14 protein-coding genes are annotated in these 16,311 nt (G+C 64.9%); 11 read left to right on the top strand and 3 right to left on the bottom strand.

Annotated elements, in window-relative coordinates; translation table 11 throughout:
- Positions 1-6: 6 nt before the first annotated feature.
- From ACLP9N_RS28775 to ACLP9N_RS28765, 3 genes are all read left to right on the top strand, one after another.
- Positions 7-1,026, top strand: a complete 1,020-nt coding sequence (locus ACLP9N_RS28775; protein ID WP_442410550.1) for a 3-oxoacyl-ACP synthase III family protein — start codon at positions 7-9, stop codon at positions 1,024-1,026.
- A complete protein-coding gene (locus ACLP9N_RS28770) occupies positions 1,026-2,093 on the top strand; it encodes a pyridoxal phosphate-dependent aminotransferase (RefSeq protein ID WP_442410549.1) in 1,068 nt (355 codons plus the stop codon). Before ACLP9N_RS28775 ends, ACLP9N_RS28770 begins: the two co-directional genes overlap by 1 nt.
- Positions 2,094-2,213: 120 nt before the next feature.
- Positions 2,214-2,714 carry a MarR family transcriptional regulator gene (locus ACLP9N_RS28765; protein ID WP_442410548.1) on the top strand — a complete coding sequence of 167 codons (501 nt, stop codon included), beginning with the start codon at positions 2,214-2,216 and terminating at the stop codon, positions 2,712-2,714.
- Positions 2,715-2,721: 7 nt separating this feature from the next.
- Here the strand turns inward: ACLP9N_RS28765 and mmsB are convergent, their stop codons facing one another.
- From mmsB to ACLP9N_RS28750, 3 genes are read right to left on the bottom strand one after another with little or no spacing between them, the layout of a single operon-like run.
- Positions 2,722-3,597 (bottom strand): 3-hydroxyisobutyrate dehydrogenase, encoded by an 876-nt coding sequence (gene mmsB / locus ACLP9N_RS28760; protein WP_442410547.1) that lies wholly within the window; start codon positions 3,595-3,597, stop codon positions 2,722-2,724.
- 12 nt (positions 3,598-3,609) lie between these two features.
- Complete coding sequence (locus tag ACLP9N_RS28755; RefSeq protein WP_442410546.1) at positions 3,610-4,797, bottom strand: isobutyryl-CoA dehydrogenase; 1,188 nt, start codon at positions 4,795-4,797, stop codon at positions 3,610-3,612.
- 13 nt (positions 4,798-4,810) lie between these two features.
- Positions 4,811-6,331, bottom strand: a complete 1,521-nt coding sequence (locus tag ACLP9N_RS28750) for a CoA-acylating methylmalonate-semialdehyde dehydrogenase (RefSeq protein WP_442410545.1) — start codon at positions 6,329-6,331, stop codon at positions 4,811-4,813.
- Between the two features lie 341 nt (positions 6,332-6,672).
- Between ACLP9N_RS28750 and ACLP9N_RS28745 the strand changes: the two genes are divergently transcribed.
- From ACLP9N_RS28745 to ACLP9N_RS28710, 8 genes are all read left to right on the top strand, one after another.
- On the top strand, positions 6,673-7,908 hold the full coding sequence (locus ACLP9N_RS28745) for a flavin-containing monooxygenase (protein ID WP_442410544.1): 1,236 nt from the start codon (positions 6,673-6,675) through the stop codon (positions 7,906-7,908).
- The gene (locus tag ACLP9N_RS28740; protein WP_442410543.1) at positions 7,908-9,248 is read left to right on the top strand and encodes an FAD-binding oxidoreductase; all 1,341 of its coding nucleotides are present in this window, start codon (positions 7,908-7,910) and stop codon (positions 9,246-9,248) included. Before ACLP9N_RS28745 ends, ACLP9N_RS28740 begins: the two co-directional genes overlap by 1 nt.
- 228 nt (positions 9,249-9,476) lie before the next feature.
- Positions 9,477-10,220 carry an anti-sigma factor family protein gene (locus ACLP9N_RS28735; protein WP_442410615.1) on the top strand — a complete coding sequence of 248 codons (744 nt, stop codon included), beginning with the start codon at positions 9,477-9,479 and terminating at the stop codon, positions 10,218-10,220.
- A gap of 70 nt (positions 10,221-10,290) precedes the next feature.
- Positions 10,291-12,048 carry a thiamine pyrophosphate-binding protein gene (locus ACLP9N_RS28730; protein ID WP_442410542.1) on the top strand — a complete coding sequence of 586 codons (1,758 nt, stop codon included), beginning with the start codon at positions 10,291-10,293 and terminating at the stop codon, positions 12,046-12,048.
- Complete coding sequence (locus ACLP9N_RS28725) at positions 12,029-12,700, top strand: SRPBCC family protein (protein WP_442410541.1); 672 nt, start codon at positions 12,029-12,031, stop codon at positions 12,698-12,700. The genes ACLP9N_RS28730 and ACLP9N_RS28725 overlap by 20 nt, the downstream gene beginning before the upstream one ends.
- Positions 12,697-13,716, top strand: coding sequence for a 3-oxoacyl-ACP synthase III family protein (locus tag ACLP9N_RS28720; protein WP_442410540.1), 1,020 nt, complete (start codon positions 12,697-12,699; stop codon positions 13,714-13,716). The genes ACLP9N_RS28725 and ACLP9N_RS28720 overlap by 4 nt, the downstream gene beginning before the upstream one ends.
- Positions 13,716-14,759, top strand: coding sequence for a pyridoxal phosphate-dependent aminotransferase (locus ACLP9N_RS28715; RefSeq protein ID WP_442410539.1), 1,044 nt, complete (start codon positions 13,716-13,718; stop codon positions 14,757-14,759). Before ACLP9N_RS28720 ends, ACLP9N_RS28715 begins: the two co-directional genes overlap by 1 nt.
- Before the next feature lie 236 nt (positions 14,760-14,995).
- On the top strand, positions 14,996-16,273 hold the full coding sequence (locus ACLP9N_RS28710) for an FAD-dependent oxidoreductase (protein ID WP_442410538.1): 1,278 nt from the start codon (positions 14,996-14,998) through the stop codon (positions 16,271-16,273).
- The last annotated feature ends 38 nt before the right edge of the window (positions 16,274-16,311 follow it).

Here is a 16,311-nt window from a genome sequence, read left to right as displayed (position 1 = left end):
CACATCATGAGCCAACCCACGGTCAGTTTGACCGACGTTTCCACCTACCTGCCCGGCGAGCCGATCGGCGCGGAATACTACGCGCAGTTCGCCGAGTCCGACGAACTGCGCGACAACGTCATGTTCCGCGCGCCGGCGTTCCGTCATCACGTCGCGCCTGAAGAGAGCGCGATCGACATGATCGAGCGGGCGGCGCAAGGTCTGATCGAACGGCACGGCGAAGACGTCATCGCGGGCGCGGACGTGCTGATCACCCACACGCAGGTACCTGACATGGCGTTCTACGGCGAAGGCGGCGGCACCGCCCACCGCCTGGGCATGCGACCCTCCTGGGTGCTCGACCTTAACAACGGTGGCTGCGCCGGGTTTGTGCTGGCGCTCAACGTGGCTCGTCAATTGCTGTCGTCGGGGGCGGGGCGCACCGCGCTGATCGCCATCTCGCAGAATGCCGCCGGGCACGTCTTCGATCAGGCCGGAGTTCGCCGCAAGGCGCAGTCGGCGGTGCCCGGCGACGGCGCGGCGGTGGGCTTGGTCACGTTGAGCGACCAGTCGCCCATTCTCGATATCGAGTGCCGCACCTACGGCGAATTCGCCGGCGAGATGGTGCTGGCCTCGGACCCGCCCCGCAAGTGGTGGGCAGCCGGTCATGGCGAGCTATCCATCGGCTTCACCGAAAGCAAGGTCACCAAGGTGCTGGCCCGCGGCAACCGTCAGGTCCCCGAAGTGGCGCTGGCGGTTTGTGACCGAATCGGCTTGCCCGCCAAGGACATCGATCTGCTGGTCACCAACCAGCCCAACCGGGCGTTTCTGCGCAACTGGCGCGAAGCGCTCGAGTTGCCCAAGGAACGGCACCGGGACACCTTTGACGAGTGTGGCAATCTGTTCGGCGCCGGTATCCCGATCAACCTGGATCACGCGATATCCGACGGCCAGGTCAAGGCCGGCGATGTGGTCATGATGGCGGGCTTCGCGCACGCCGGCGACTTCGCCGGTGCTGCGGCGGTGCGCTGGGGCGGGCGAAACTGATGTCTACCGCTCTGAGCCCTGTCGCCGCCGAGATCGATGGCGCGTTTCCCGCTGCGGTCGACCCGTTTGCTTTGTCGCTCAACGAGAATCCATTCCCACCGCTCCCGGGGGTGCGGTCGGCCTTGATTCGTTCGATCGATGCGGCCAACCGGTATCCGGAGTTTCAGCCCGAGCGGTTGCGGAGCCTGATCGCCGATCGAATCGGACTGCCGTCCGACCGGGTGGTGTTGGGCGCCGGTGCCACCGGCGTGGTGTTGCAGGCCTTACAGGCACTGACCGACCCGGGTGACGCCATCGCCTTCTCATCGCCGACCTTCGACGGATATCCGATCATCGCGCGGATGGCGCGGCTGGATCCGGTGACCGTGCCTCTCGACCAGCACGGCCACAATGATCTCGATGGGCTGGCCGACGCCGCCGCAACCGCGCGCGTGGTGGTGTTGTGCCGTCCGCACAACCCGACCGGCACGCTGGAGCCGACGGCTGAGATCGTGAGCTTTCTTCGGCGGGTGCCGCGCGACACCATCGTGCTGCTCGACGAGGCGTATATCGAATTCGCGGCTCCCGAGCACCGGATCAACGTTTCGTCGCTGATCGAACGCTTTCCCAACGTGGTGCTGGTGCGGACCTTCTCCAAGGCCTACGGGCTGGCGGGCCTGCGTATCGGTTACGGCATGGCATCCGCGCGTCTGGCCGAGGCGCTGTGGACCCAACAGCTGCCGTTCGGCATCGCGATCACCAGCTTGCTTGCGGTCGCGGCCTCCTACGACGCCGAATACCAACTGCTGCAAAGGATCCGCCAGATCACCGCCGAACGCCGCCACCTGCGGATGCGGCTGGGCGCCATGGGGATATACACCACGGACGCACACGCGAACTTCATATTCCTGCCTTCGAGGGGTGGGCAGGATCGGCCGTGGAGTGACGTGTTCGCAGACTCCGGGCTCCACATTCGCCACTACGCCGACGGCGCCGCACGCATCACCGTGGGCAGCCGCGAGTCCAGTCTGGCGGTGTTGGCGGCGTTGTCTGCGTCGGGGACGCCCGCGGCAACGACCGCAAGCTGAAATCCGCCGAGCCACATTCGAGCCCGGCTTCCCCTGCGGAGTGGACAGGGGAAGCCGGGCGCCCACCCGAATCATGTCCGGATTGGCCCGTTTTCTCCGGCAAGTGCGGTAAGAAAGGGCGTGGCCCCGGAGAAGAAGCGCGACCCGATAGCCGCGGCGCGGGCCAACTGGGAGCGTGCCGGGTGGGGCGATGTGTCGCAGGGCATGGTGGCGGTGACATCGGTGATGCGTGCGCACCAGATCCTGCTGGCCCGCGTCGAGACGGCGTTGCGCCCCTACGACCTGAGCTTCTCCCGCTACGAGTTGCTGCGGCTCCTGGCGTTCAGCCGGACCGGCGCGTTGCCGATCACCAAAGCCTCCGACCGCCTACAGGTTCACGTCACCAGCGTGACCCACGCCATCCGGCGGCTGGAGGCCGACGGGCTGGTTCAGCGCGTGCCGCACCCTACCGACGGGCGGACGACGCTGGTGCAGATCACCGATCTCGGCCGCTCCACGGTCGAGGACGCGACGGTGACGCTCAACGAGCAGGTGTTCGGCGACATCGGGATCTCGGCTGACGAGTCACGGTCGCTGGTGTCGTCCATCGAGACGTTGCGCCGCAACGCAGGCGACTTCTGACGGACGGTCAGCCGTTGCGCAGCATCTCGATCACCGCGCTGAAGTCCAAGGCGCCGTGGTCGGCGGCGAACTTGGCGTAGATCTCGGCGGCGTGGCTGCCCAGTGGCGCCGCCGAACCGGTCGCGCCCACCGCATCCATCGCCAAGCCCAAGTCCTTGTTCATCAGCGCGGTCGCGAAGCCGGGCTTGAAGTCGTTGTTGGCCGGCGATGTCGGCACCGGACCCGGCACCGGGCAATTGGTGTGCACCGCCCAGCAATTGCCAGTCGCGCCCGTGATGACGTCGAACAACGACTGCGCGGACAACCCGAGCTTTTCGGCCAACACGAACGCCTCGCCGACCGCAATCTGCTGGACCGCCAGCACCATGTTGTTGCACACCTTGGCGGCCTGCCCCGCGCCGGCCGCGCCGCAGTGAATGATCTTGCCCGCCATCGGTTCCAGGACCGGCCGCGCGCGCTGGACCGCGGCCTCGTCGCCGCCCACCATGAAGGCCAGCGTTCCGGCCACGGCACCCTTCACCCCGCCGGACACCGGCGCGTCGAGCTGGGGCAGGCCGTGTGAGGCGGCCAACGCGTGGACTTCGCGGGCGTCGTTGACCGAGATCGTGGAACTGTCGATCAACAAGGCACCTTCGCGGGCGGCGGGCAGGATCTCGGCGTAGCAGCGTTTGACGATGTCGCCGTTGGGCAGCATCGTGATGACGACGTCGGCCTCGGCCACCGCTTCGGCGGCGCTGTCGAACACCGCGACGCCGCCGGAAGCCGCGGCGGTAACCGCCGCGGGCACCGGGTCGAAGCCGCGCACGGTCTGGCCGGCGGCGATCAGGTTCGCCGCCATCGGGCCGCCCATGTTGCCGAGCCCCAAGAACGCGATTGCCGACATGCAGTCCCTCTCTTACGCGCTCGCTGTAGGAGCTTTGAACCGCGCGGCCTCGGCGCGACCGATGACCACCCGCATGATTTCGTTCGTCCCTTCCAGGATTCGATGCACCCGAAGATCACGGACGATCTTTTCCAGACCATACTCGCGCAGGTAGCCGTAGCCACCGTGTAGCTGCAGGGCCTTGTCCGCCACTTCGAAGCAGGTGTCGGTGACGTAGCGTTTGGCCATCGCGCACAGCTCGACCTTGTCGGGGTCGTCGTTGTCCAACCCACTCGCGGCGCGCCACAACAACATTCGCGACGTCTCGAGCCCGGTCGCCATGTCGGCCAGGGTGAACCGGATCGTGGGCTCGTCGAGCAGGGGAGACCCGAAGGCCTGCCGCTCGCGAACGTAGGCGCCCGCTTTGTCGAAGGCGGCCTGCGCGCCGCCGAGCGAGCATGCCGCGATGTTCAGGCGGCCACCGTTGAGGCCCTGCATCGCGATGCCGAAGCCGGCGCCCTCACCGTCCGCGCCGCCCAACATCGCGTCCGCGGGTACCCGCACGCCCTCCAGGATCACCTGCGCGGTGGGTTGCGCATGCCAACCCATCTTCTCTTCGAGTGCCCCGAAACTCATTCCCGGAGTGCCCTTTTCGAGGATGAATGCCGATATACCGCGTGGCCCCTCCCCTCCCGTTCGTGCCATCACCACGTAGACGTCGGAGGCTCCCGCGCCGGAGATGAACTGCTTGACCCCGTCGAGCACATAGTCTGCGTTTTTTTCTGGGCCCTGCTTGACGGCGCGGGTGCTCAGCGCACTGGCGTCGGACCCGGCGCCCGGCTCGGTCAGGCAGTAGCTGGCGATGACATCCATTGGCGCCAACCGCGGAATCCAACCCTTGCGTTGCTCATCGGTGCCGAAGCTGTCGATCATCCACGCGCACATGTTGTGGATGGACAGGAACGCGGCGATGGTCGGGCACGCGATGGCCAACTGCTCGAAGATGCGCACCCCGTCGAGGCGGCGTAACCCGCTGCCGCCGACGTCGTCGCGACAATAGATGGCCGCCATGCCCAGTTCGGCGGCCTCGCGCAACACGTCCACCGGAAAATGCTTACTGGCATCCCATTCCAGGGTGTATGGGGCAACCCGTTTGGCGGCGAACGCGGCCGCCGTCTCGGTGATGACCCGCTCGTCGTCGTTCAGATCGAGGAACTGCATGAAGTCGCCGACCCTAATCCATTGTCGGGATGACGAACTCGGCGCCGTCCTTGATCCCGGACGGCCACCGCGACGTGACGGTCTTGACCTTGGTGTAGAACTGGATCGAGGCCGGACCGTGCTGGTTGAGGTCGCCGAAACCGGAACGCTTCCAGCCGCCGAAGGTGTGGTAGGCCACCGGCACCGGGATCGGCACGTTGACGCCGACCATGCCCACCTGCACCCGGGACACGAAGTCACGGGCGGCGTCGCCGTCGCGGGTGAAGACCGCGACCCCGTTGCCGTACTCGTGCTCGGAAGGCAGCTTTAAGGCTTCCTCGTAGTCATGGGCTCGCACGATGCACAGGACGGGTCCGAAGATCTCGTCGGTGTAGATCGACATGTCCGGGGTGACGTGGTCGAACAAGGTCGGCCCGATAAAGAAGCCGCCCTCCAGGTTGGCGTCACCGAAAGTCAGGTCGTCGCTCGTCCGCTCACGGCCGTCGACGACGAGTTCGGCACCGGCTTCCACGCCCTGGCCGATGTAGTCGCGGACCCGCGCCAAGGCGGCATCGGTGACTAGCGGACCGTAGTCGGCCTTGGGGTCCAGGCTGTGGCCGACACGGAGATTGTTGATTCGCTCAACGAGCCTGGCGCGCAACCGGTCCGCGGTCTGCTCGCCGACCGGAACCGCGACGCTGATCGCCATGCAACGTTCGCCCGCGCTGCCGTAGCCGGCGCCGATCAGCGCGTCGACGGCCTGGTCCAGGTCGGCGTCGGGCATCACGACCATGTGGTTCTTGGCGCCGCCGAAGCATTGTGATCGCTTGTCGGTGGCCGCGGCCGTGGAGTAGATGTAGTGGGCGATATCGGAGCTGCCGACGAAACCGACGGCCTTGATGTCGGGGTGGTGCAGGATGGCGTCGACGGCTTCCTTGTCGCCGTGCACGACCTGGAACACGCCCGGCGGCAGGCCCGCTTCGAGAAACAGCTCGGCGAGGCGCACCGGGACCGACGGGTCACGCTCACTTGGCTTGAGTAGGAACGCATTTCCGCACGCAAGGGCAGGCCCGGCCTTCCACAGCGGGATCATCGCCGGGAAGTTGAACGGGGTAATGCCCGCGACCACACCCAGCGGCTGGCGCAGCGAGTAGACGTCGATGCCCGGTCCGGCGCCTTCGCTGTACTCGCCTTTGAGCAGGTGTGGGATCCCGATGCAGAACTCGATGACCTCGATGCCGCGCTGGATGTCGCCCTGCGCGTCGGCCAGTGTCTTGCCGTGCTCGAGGGACAGCAGTTCGGCGAGCTCGGCGTTGTTTTCGTTGACCAGTTCGATGAATCGCATCAGCACCCTTGCGCGGCGCTGCGGGTTCCACGCGGCCCAGCCTTTTTGGGCCTCGGCGGCCGATGCCACCGCGGCGTCGATGTCCGCTTTGCCGGCCATCGGCACTGTCGCCTGGACTTGCCCGGTGCTGGGGTTGAAGACGTCAGCGCTGCGGGTGGACTGGCCGGCGGTGCGCTGCCCGTCGATGAAGTGCGGAATCTGTCTCGTCATGACTATCCCTAGTGAATGTCGATCGTGGAGGTGGTTGCACCCAGATTACTTGCATATCCTAGTAAGTGCTGGCCGGGCTTGGCAAGCGCGTTGAGGGTGATACGCGCAATGAGCGCGCCGGACGATCGACGTCCACCTTCTCAATGCCTTCTCAATGCCTTCCTCAAAGCCGTAGTGGCTGGTAAACGGCAAATCCCGCCGCGTCCTCGACATGCTCCTGGACAGGCAGGCGGACGGATTTCACCGCAACTGGATTGCCCCGACTGAACCGAACGGGGTTCTGGACCGTGTTACTCCTGGGGCCCGAGATCCCCGGCACCGAACCCGACAGGAGATCGCGGATGACTACAAAGACCCCGAGCAGCCCCGACGCCGTTGTCATCGGCGCGGGACCTGCCGGTCTGGCTGTCGCACGCGAACTCGATCATCAGCATGGCATCAAACCGCTCGTCCTCGACCGCGCAGCGGCTCCGGCGATTTCGTGGCGCACGCGCTATGACAATTTTCGGCTCAACACGACCGGCTTCTTGTCGCACCTTCCCGGACAGCGGATTCCCTTGAACGCCGGCCGTTGGCCGACCAAGGAGGACATGGTCCGCTATTTCGATCACTACGTTCAGCGGCAGCACATCGCGCTGAAGCTCGGATGTGAAGTCCACCGCGTCGACCGTGCCGGGGGAGTCTGGCAACTTGACACGTCGTCGGGTGTGATCCGAACCGCGGCAATCGTCCTCGCCACAGGCAACTACAGCGCACCCACCATCCCTGCGTGGCCTGGGCTCAGCCGCTTCAACGGCGAGATCGTTCACTCCGCAGACTTCACCAACGCTTGGCCCTACCGTGGCCGCGACGTCCTGGTCGTTGGCGCAGGCAATTCGGCCGCCGACATCGCTGTCCAACTTGCCAACAACGGCGCGCGAAGGATCTGGCTTGCGGTGCGCACACCCCCGCACCTGGTGCGGCGGGCCATGGGACCGTTTCCATCAGATATCTTCCTTGAGCTGTCCGCGAGAGTTCCCGCACGCATGATCGATCCGCTGATCGCGCGGATGACCCAGCTGATGTGGGGCGACCTGTCGGCCTACGGCTTCCATCAGCCGCCGCTCGGGCTGAAGGCGACGGTGGAGACGCGGGGTCGCATCCCGACGCTGGCCGACGAGCTCGTCGACCTCGTGCGGATTGGGCGCGTCGAGGTCGTCGGCGCCGTCAAGGCGATGGAATCCGACGGCGTCATCCTCGCCGACGGCACGTCCGTGGCGCCGCAGGTGATCATCGCGGCTACCGGATTCGACACGGATCTCGGCGGTTTGGTCGGACATCTCGGCGTTCTCGACGAGCACGGCAACCCGCGCGGCGGTTTCGCCTCGCACGTCGGCGACGGAATGTTCGCGATCGGGTACGGCATTCCGCCCAACGGCCCACTGCGGGCGATCCGCATCAACGCGACGCCATTGGCCCGGGAAGTCGCGGGCTATCTCAAGCGGATTGGTCCATGGCGGCAACTTCGAACGTTAGACGACAATGTCTCCTTGGCGGTACCCGCCGGGACGGCTCGCGTGAAAAGCAAAGGGATATAATGATTTTACTCTCCACCGCAAAGACCTTCTACCGCGGCACAGACGGCTACGAAACGGCCCGTAGGGCAACGGTATGGAATGGCCTTCTGCCGGAACGTTTTCCCGATGTAATCGTGCAGGCGCACGACACCGACGATGTGGTCGCGGCGATCCGTTATGCGCGGGCCAACGGACATCACGTCGGCGTACGTTCGGGCGGACACAGCTGGGCGGCCAGTCACCTGCGCGACGGCGGCTTGCTGCTCGACGTCAGCCGCCTCGATCACTGCGCGGTCGAACCCGATCGGTTGATCGCTGACGTCGGGCCGGGCAAGGTCGCGAGCGTCTTCGCGGCAGAACTGGACGCACAAGGGCTGTTCTTTCCCGCCGGCCACTGCGAAGGCATTTGCCTCGGTGGCTATCTTTTGCAGGGCGGATACGGCTGGAACAGCCCGATGCTCGGCCCGGCGTGCGAGAGCGTGCTTGGACTGGAAGTCGTCACCGCCGACGGTGAGCAGATCTACTGCGACCCCGAGAACCATCCGGACATGTATTGGGCAGCCCGCGGCTCCGGACCGGGTTTCTTCGGTGTGGTCACCTCCTTCAAACTGCGGGTTCACCCACGTCCCCCGGTTTGGGGCACCTGCCTGTATATGTATCCGATCGAGGTTGCCGACGAGGTGTTCACCTGGGGACGCTCGATCGCTTCCGAGATCGACGACCGGGTCGAACTGCAGATCCACACCGCGCGCAGCTTTCCAGGGGCCGGGCTCAACCAACCCGGCATCACGATCGCCTCACCGGTATTCGCCAACTCGGAGGAAGAGGCGGCCAAAGCCCTTGCCCCGCTGGGTACTTGCCCAGTCATCGACAAAGCGATCGTCAACCTGCCTTATGCGCCAACAACCTTGGCCAATTGGTATACCGCCGTGATGAACAGCTACCCGAAGGGGCATCGCTACATCGCCGACAACATGTTCACGTCGGCTTCCGCCGAAGAACTCCTGCCGGGCATCCGCAACATCATTGAAACCATGCCACCGCACCCCTCGCACTTCATTTTCACGGGCTGGAAGACGTCCCCGGAGCGGGCGGACATGGTGTACGGCCTGGAAGACGAGATCTACCTGGCGCTCTACACCATCTGGCAGGATCCGGCCGACGACGAAAGATATCGTAACTGGGCCGCGTCCAGCATGGCGGCGATGTCCCACTTGTCGACGGGCATCTCGCTCGCCGACGAGAATCTGTGCCGCCGTCCGGCGCGATTCATCGCCGAATCGAACATGGCACGCCTCGATAAGGTGCGCTCGGCTTACGACCCGGATGGTCGATTCCACAGCTGGATGGGCGGCGCCTGACCGCAGGCGGGCTGCCTCTGAGCTAACCGTGGCCAGTGTGCCACATGTGAACCAAACAGCCGCTTCTCTCGTTTCAATAGCAAGGGCTCTTCAAAGTCGCCGCAACAGTTCGCTGGACAGCGCACCTGAACAGGCCGGTCCGGACGACATCGCCGAAGGCACCTTGCCTTGCGGGCCGCCGGCGACGAAATATAAAACGTACCAAGGGGAGATGGGGTTTACACGATGATGCCGCTATGGCGGCCCGGGACGCCGCACGGCGGTGACCTATCCGGGCATGACGAGCACGCGATGTGGGATGCCGCATATGTGCTGGGATCACTGTCGTCCGCCGAACGGCGGGAATTCGAAGCACACATGACCGGCTGCCCCTTGTGTCGCAGCGCCGTTGGCGAGCTCAACGGCATGCCGGCCCTCCTGTCGCAGCTGGATCGCGGCGAGTTGGCGGCAATCGACGAGGCCGACCGCAGTGGCGTAGATCGGTTGCTGCCTGACGAGTTGCTGCCGTCGCTGCTGGCCAAGGTGAGCTGGCGACGGCGCCGGTCCCGCATCGTGACTTGGACGGCTGGGGCCGCCGCAGCCGCGGTGCTGGCGATCGGTGTGCTTATCGGCGTTGCAGGCCATTACCCGACATCCGTGCCCACGCCGCCGCAGGCGAGCGTGTCGGTGCAGCCGATGGCGCAGGTCGGGACCAACAGGCTGGCCTCGACTGTCTCGCTCAGCCGCCAGCAGTGGGGAACGTTCATCTCGATGAACTGCGTCTGCCTGGCCCCGCTGAACGCCCATCACGACACGCTGGCGATGGTTGTGGTAGGTCGCGACGGTAGCCACACCCGGATGGCAACCTGGGTGGCGAATCCGGGCCATACCGCGACGCCCGCAGGCAGCATTTCGACTCCTGTCGATCAAATCTCCTCGGTGCAGGTGATTTCCGCCGACGACGGCCAGATCCTGCTTGAGCGTTCGCTGTGATTTCGCCCGGGTGTGAACGAAAGTCACCCGCAGGTCGTGTTACTGACATCAACACAAGTTAGGTGAGCAGATGCCCAGGACACAGAGGGTGGTCGACCATATCGTCGAGCACCTCGCGAGAATCGACAACGATTACATATTCGGTGTCGACGGCGCCAACATCGAAGATCTCTACGATGCAGCACATTTCCGTTCGGACATCACCGCGGTGTTGGCCAAGCACGAGTTTTCGGCGGCCACGATGGCCGACGGGTACAGCCGCAGTGGCGCCGGTTTGGGGGTAGTGGCGGCGACCTCTGGCGGGGGCGCGCTCAATCTTATTCCGGGCCTTGGGGAATCATTGGCGAGCCGAGTGCCAGTGTTGGCATTGGTCGGTCAGCCTGCGACCACGATGGACGGTCGAGGCAGCTTTCAAGACACCAGTGGCCGCAACGGTTCATTGAATGCCGAGGCGTTATTTTCTGCAGTGTCGGTCTTCTGCCAGCGGGTGTTGACGCCCGCCGACATCGTTTCGGCGCTGCCCAACGCTATAGCGGCGGCCCGCACCGGTGGCCCGGCAGTGTTGTTGCTGCCCAAGGATATTCAGCAGGCGAATGTCGGCATCAACGGCTACGGCGGTGATGGCCAGCATGGCTTCGAGCGCCCGGGAGCGTCCATCGGTGATCCGCATGCGATCGTCCGCGCTCTGCGCCGAGCGACCGGACCCATCACAATCATCGCCGGCGAGCAGGTGGCTCGCGATGACGCCCGGTCCGAACTCGAGGAGCTGCGGGCCCTGCTGCGCGCGCAGATTGCATGTGTTCCCGACGCCAAAGATGTAGCCGGTACACCAGGTTCCGGTTCGTCGTCAGCGCTCGGTGTGACCGGTGTGATGGGCCATCCCGGAGTGGCCGACGCGGTGGCAGCGAGCGCCGTGTGCCTGGTGGTCGGCACCCGACTGTCGGTGACCGCCCGCGCCGGCCTTGACGACGCGCTCGCGGCCGCACGGATGCTCTCAATCGGCTCGGTACCCCCATACCTGCCGTGCACACACGTGCACACCGAAGATCTGCGAGCATCGCTGACGATGCTAACCCGTGCGTTGTCCGGGCGGGGACGGGCAAGGGGACTGCGCGTGCCTGATTTCGTGGCAGACGCCGAACTCAGTCCTCCCTCTTTCGCCGGTACGGGTGTGCGCTACCGCGATGCCATGGTCGTGCTCGATCGCTTGTTGCCCGACGGAACCGACATCGTCGTCGACGCCGGCAACACCGGCGCAGCGGCAATCCATCACCTCCCAGTTCGCCGGGACGGTCGGTTCGCCGTCGCACTCGGCATGGGCGGTATGGGCTACAGCTTCGGTGCCGGTATCGGGATGGCCTTCGGCCGTGTCCACAGCGGACGCCCCGGCGGTCGCACCGTGGTGATCGCCGGGGACGGCGCATTTTTCATGCACGGCATGGAGGTGCACACCGCAGTGCAGTACCGGCTTCCGATGACTTTCGTACTGTTCAACAACAACGCCCACGCCATGTGCGTGACCCGCGAGCAACTGTTCTACGACGACCTGTACAGCTACAACCGGTTTGCTCCCAGCCAGCTGGGGGCAGGTCTGGCGGGCATGTTCCCCGGACTGTGTTCGGTCGACGTGGCCGACATCGACGCACTACCCGCAGCACTGGAACAAGCAATGGCCGTCGACGGTCCGTCCGTGGTCACCGTCGAGTGCTCCGCAGACGAAATCCCGCCGTTCGCGGCGTTCCTGAGCAGACAACCTGCCAATCAGGCTGTCGAACAACAGATTACAACGATAAAGGAGAACCGATTCCATGTCTCTAGCAGCGCTTGAGGATATCGCCGTCCACAGCGGCACCACCGAGCCGATCGATGGAGTGGTCCGTATCGAGACCACACCACTGGAGGAGACCGCCCCGATGTTCATGGAGAAATTGCGGTCGGTGTACCCGCACGACGAGGTCTTCGGGAAGTACTGCACGGTCAACGACTACGTCGACTGCCCGCCCGACGAGCTGTTCGAATACTTGTCCCACACCCGCAGCCTCGAGGAGTGGACCTACACCCTGCGTGACTTCACCCCCACTGAGGAGTCCGGGCTCTGGCTGGCCTACGACCGGTTGCTTCCGGACACCGAGATCTACACCCGCACAGTGGCCAACGCCGAGGCCCGTACCGTCGACTACCACTGCGCCTGGGACCAGGGCCAGCACCTGTGGATGATCTACCTGATGCGGGTCCTCGACGCGCAGGTCGTGCTCGGCAAGCCCGGTTCCGTTGTGCTGTGGACCAATTGCCGGCACCCGTTCTACGACGACAACCCGTATCCCGAGGCCGCCCCACCACAGCGCACGGGATGGGTCGGCGACTTCTGGGACTTATTCGGTGCCGGTCATGGGCTGGAACTGAACAACCTCAAGTCAATCGCCGAATACCGCCACCGCAACGGACTGCCGATCACGCCGGAATGGATGAGTACATCATGAACCAACCCACCGTCAGCCTGACCGACGTCTCCACCTATCTGCCTGGCGAACCCGTCGGCGCCGACTACTACGCGCAGTTCGCCGGCACGGACGACCTGGCGGCCAACCTGATGTTCCGCGCGCCCAAGTTCCGCCATCACGTCGGGCCGGACGAAACCGCGATCGACATGGTCGAGCGAGCCGCACAGGGCCTGATCGAGCGGCACGGGCGGGACGGCATTGCCAACGTCGACGTGCTGATCACGCATACCCAGGTGCCGGACATGGCGTTCTACGGCGAAGGCGGCGGCATCGCCCACCGCCTGGGCTTGCGGCCCTCCTGGGTGCTCGACCTGAACAACGGCGGGTGCGCTGCGTTTGTTTTGGCGCTCAACGTGGCCCGTCAATTGCTCGCGTCCGGACAAGGGCGCACAGCGCTGATCGCCATCGCGCAAAATGCCGCGGGGCGCGTCTTCGATCAGGCCGGAGTTCGCCGCAAGGCGCAGTCCGCAGTGCCCGGCGACGGCGCGGCGGTCGGCCTGGTCACCCTTTCCGATCAGTCGCCCATTCTCGATATCGAGTGCCGCACCTACGGCGAATACGCCGGCGAGATGGTGCTGGCCTCGGACCCGCCCCGCAAGTGGTGGGCAGCCGGTAACAGTGAGCTCTCCATCGGGTTCACCGAAACCAAGATCGCCAAGGTGCTTGCTCGCGGCAACCAGCAAGTCCCCGAAGTGGCGCTTGCCGTCTGTGATCGAATCGGCCTGCCGTCCAACGATATCGACCTGCTGGTCACCAATCAGCCAAACCGGGTGTTCCTGCGCAACTGGCGCGAAGCGCTCGAGGTGCCGCGCGAACGTCATCGCGACACGTTTGACGAGTGCGGCAACCTGTTCGGTGCCGGCATCCCGATCAACCTGGACCATGCGATATCCGACGGTCAGCTCAAGGCCGGCGACGTCGTGATGATGGCAGCCTTCGCGCACGCCGGCGATTTCGCGGGTGCGGCGGCGGTCCGCTGGGGCGGGCGAAGCTGATGCTACCCCTGCGAGAGTCGAGCACTGCCACCGCGGAGATTCTCGATGCGTTGCCGCTCGCGACCGATCCATTCGCATTGTCGCTGAACGAGAACCCGTTTCCGCCGCTGCCGGCGGTGCGCTCGGCACTGATTCGCTCGATCGATGTCGCCAACCGGTATCCGGAGTTCCTGCCCGAGCGGCTGCGCCGCTTGATCGCCGGTCACATCGGGGTCTGCGACGAGCAGGTCGTGCTGGGAGCGGGTGCGAGCGGGGTGGTGAAGCAGGTCCTGCACGCGGTGACGCGGCCCGGTGATCGGATTGTGTTCAGCGAGCCAACTTTCGACGGGTATCCGATCTTCACCCAGATGGCCCGCCTGACACCTGTCACTATTCCGCTCGACAAGCGTGGCCGCCACGACCTGGAGGCAATGGCCGAAGTGGCGGCGGACGCCCGCGTCGTCGTCGTGTGTCGCCCGCACAACCCGACCGGCACCCTGGAACCCGTCACGGATGTGCTGCGATTCCTGCGGCAGGTGCCGGACGACACGATCGTGCTGCTCGACGAGGCCTACATCGAATTTGTCGCCCCCCAGCACCGCATCGACGGGCCGGACCTGATCCGGCGCTTTCCGAATGTCGTGGTTTTGCGGACCTTCTCGAAGGCCTACGGATTGGCCGGGCTTCGTATCGGCTACGGTTTCGCATCACCAGAACTCGCCAGAACCCTGTGGGCGATGCAATTGCCGTTCGGCATGGGCATCACCGGCTTGGCCGCTGTGGCGGCGTCCTACGACGCTGAAGACCAGTTGCGGCAACGCATTCTGCGCATCACCGGTGAGCGGGATTACCTGTGCCGGCGCCTTCGGGCAATGGGTGTGTATGCCACCGACGGGCACGCCAACTTTGTTTACCTGCCGGCCGTCGGACGACCCTGGCGAGACGTGTTCGACGCCGGGCTGAAGGCCCGCTACTACCCGGACGGCGCTGCTCGGATCACCGTCGGAAGCCGCGCGTCCACCCAAGCGGTACTTGCCGCAGTGGCGAAATGGCGGGCTGACTAAATCGCGTTGCGAGCCGGGATGTCCGCGCACGGGTGAACTTCTCGTCGAAGTCCTACGTGGTACTAGTAGGAGGTTTGAGATGAATCCGCTGCTGATGGTCTACTTTTCAACCGGCGCGACGTTCGTTGGACTTGGCCTGGTGAAGTTGCAAGCGCGACTTGAGCGATGGGCTTACGAACGCCACGCGGAGGACTGAAGTGACCCGTCAATTTAGGCGTTCCTCGAAGGAGATGCCAATGCCGAATGGTCGGTCGACTCGGCCGCTTCGGATCCTCGTCGTCGGCGCCGGTGTGGGCGGCATTTCCGTTGCTCGGGGATTATTGCGCGACGGACATGACGTCACCGTCTTCGACCGGCGGCCGGATGTGAAGGCAGGTGGGGGCGCCGTAACTATCTGGTCCAACGGCGCCACGGTTCTAGAGCAGCTGGGGGTCGATATGGATGGGGCCGGGCAGCTGCTGTCCACCCTGCGGGTCATCACATCCACGGGTCGCCCGGTTGCCACTGTGGACCTGACTGCGATCGTGAATCGGCTGGGCGCACCGGTTCGGATGGTCCCACGTCGAGTCCTGCTGGAACGCCTGCTGGAAGGCTTTCCGGCCGAACGCATCTGGTGCAATGCCCGTGCGGTCGGGGTGGTCAGTACGCAAGACGGAGTTCGGCTCGAGTTCGAAGACGGCAGCTGGACCGAAGGAGATTTGTTGATCGGTGCGGATGGCCTGCACTCAATGGTTCGAGACATCGTCGGCGCGCAATCCGCGGAGCCGACCGGTTGGTGCAGCTGGCAGGGACTGGTCACCCTTCCAAACGTCGTCGAAAAGCACGTCGCACAAATGATTATCGGCGCGCACGGAAATGTTGGGCTGTGGCCCGCTGGAGGTTCCGATGTGCAGTGGTGGTTCGACTTGCCATGGTCGCGCGAGTTCGTCAGACCGCGACGTCCGATCGAGATGATCCGGTTCAATTTCAAAGGATGGTCCGACTCGGTCGATCGAGTACTCGCGACGTTGACCGACGAGGATCTGGCCCCTTCGCCGTTCCCGCATTTTCGGCATCCGATCCCACGCTCGGGTCAAGGTGCGATGACGTTGCTTGGCGACGCTGCGCACACGATGCCGCCCACCCTTGCGCAAGGGACCAACCAGGCGCTGCTCGACACGATGGTGTTGCGCGAGGCGCTGTCGGATTTCGCAAGGGGCGGCAAAGATGTGCACACCAGCAACCGTGATCTCTCGAGCGCGCTGCGCTGGTACGAGGACACCAGGCGACGCAAGGTCAAGGCCGTGTCCTGGGTGACCACGCTGCAAGTGTCCCGCAGTGAGTCCGTGCTGAGACCGGCGGCGATGATCTCGGACCGGTTCATGACCTGGGCACTGACAACGTTTCTGCGTTCGGTGAGTCATCGCCGGATATCCGCGGATATCAGTCGAGACCTCGGGGCGGCGACGACCACCGATCTTGTCGGTGCTACTGGATGCCCCTGGATGCCACTGGATGCCACTGAATGCGAGTGAATGCGAGTGAATGCGAGTGAATAAATTGAACAAGTCGC

Source organism: Mycobacterium sp. (genome assembly GCF_052144515.1).
GTDB lineage: Bacteria > Actinomycetota > Actinomycetes > Mycobacteriales > Mycobacteriaceae > Mycobacterium.
This window is presented reverse-complemented; position numbering and strand designations above follow the sequence as displayed.

Excerpts from the sequence above, each read along its gene's own strand:
- ACLP9N_RS28775 (WP_442410550.1), top strand. The coding sequence starts at position 7 with ATGAGCCAACCCACGGTCAGTTTGACCGACGTTTCCACCTACCTGCCC.
- ACLP9N_RS28770 (WP_442410549.1), top strand. The coding sequence starts at position 1,026 with ATGTCTACCGCTCTGAGCCCTGTCGCCGCCGAGATCGATGGCGCGTTT.
- mmsB (WP_442410547.1), bottom strand. The coding sequence starts at position 3,597 with ATGTCGGCAATCGCGTTCTTGGGGCTCGGCAACATGGGCGGCCCGATG.
- ACLP9N_RS28755 (WP_442410546.1), bottom strand. The coding sequence starts at position 4,797 with ATGCAGTTCCTCGATCTGAACGACGACGAGCGGGTCATCACCGAGACG.
- ACLP9N_RS28750 (WP_442410545.1), bottom strand. The coding sequence starts at position 6,331 with ATGACGAGACAGATTCCGCACTTCATCGACGGGCAGCGCACCGCCGGC.
- ACLP9N_RS28745 (WP_442410544.1), top strand. The coding sequence starts at position 6,673 with ATGACTACAAAGACCCCGAGCAGCCCCGACGCCGTTGTCATCGGCGCG.
- ACLP9N_RS28740 (WP_442410543.1), top strand. The coding sequence starts at position 7,908 with ATGATTTTACTCTCCACCGCAAAGACCTTCTACCGCGGCACAGACGGC.
- ACLP9N_RS28735 (WP_442410615.1), top strand. The coding sequence starts at position 9,477 with ATGCCGCTATGGCGGCCCGGGACGCCGCACGGCGGTGACCTATCCGGG.
- ACLP9N_RS28730 (WP_442410542.1), top strand. The coding sequence starts at position 10,291 with ATGCCCAGGACACAGAGGGTGGTCGACCATATCGTCGAGCACCTCGCG.
- ACLP9N_RS28725 (WP_442410541.1), top strand. The coding sequence starts at position 12,029 with ATGTCTCTAGCAGCGCTTGAGGATATCGCCGTCCACAGCGGCACCACC.
- ACLP9N_RS28720 (WP_442410540.1), top strand. The coding sequence starts at position 12,697 with ATGAACCAACCCACCGTCAGCCTGACCGACGTCTCCACCTATCTGCCT.
- ACLP9N_RS28715 (WP_442410539.1), top strand. The coding sequence starts at position 13,716 with ATGCTACCCCTGCGAGAGTCGAGCACTGCCACCGCGGAGATTCTCGAT.
- ACLP9N_RS28710 (WP_442410538.1), top strand. The coding sequence starts at position 14,996 with ATGCCGAATGGTCGGTCGACTCGGCCGCTTCGGATCCTCGTCGTCGGC.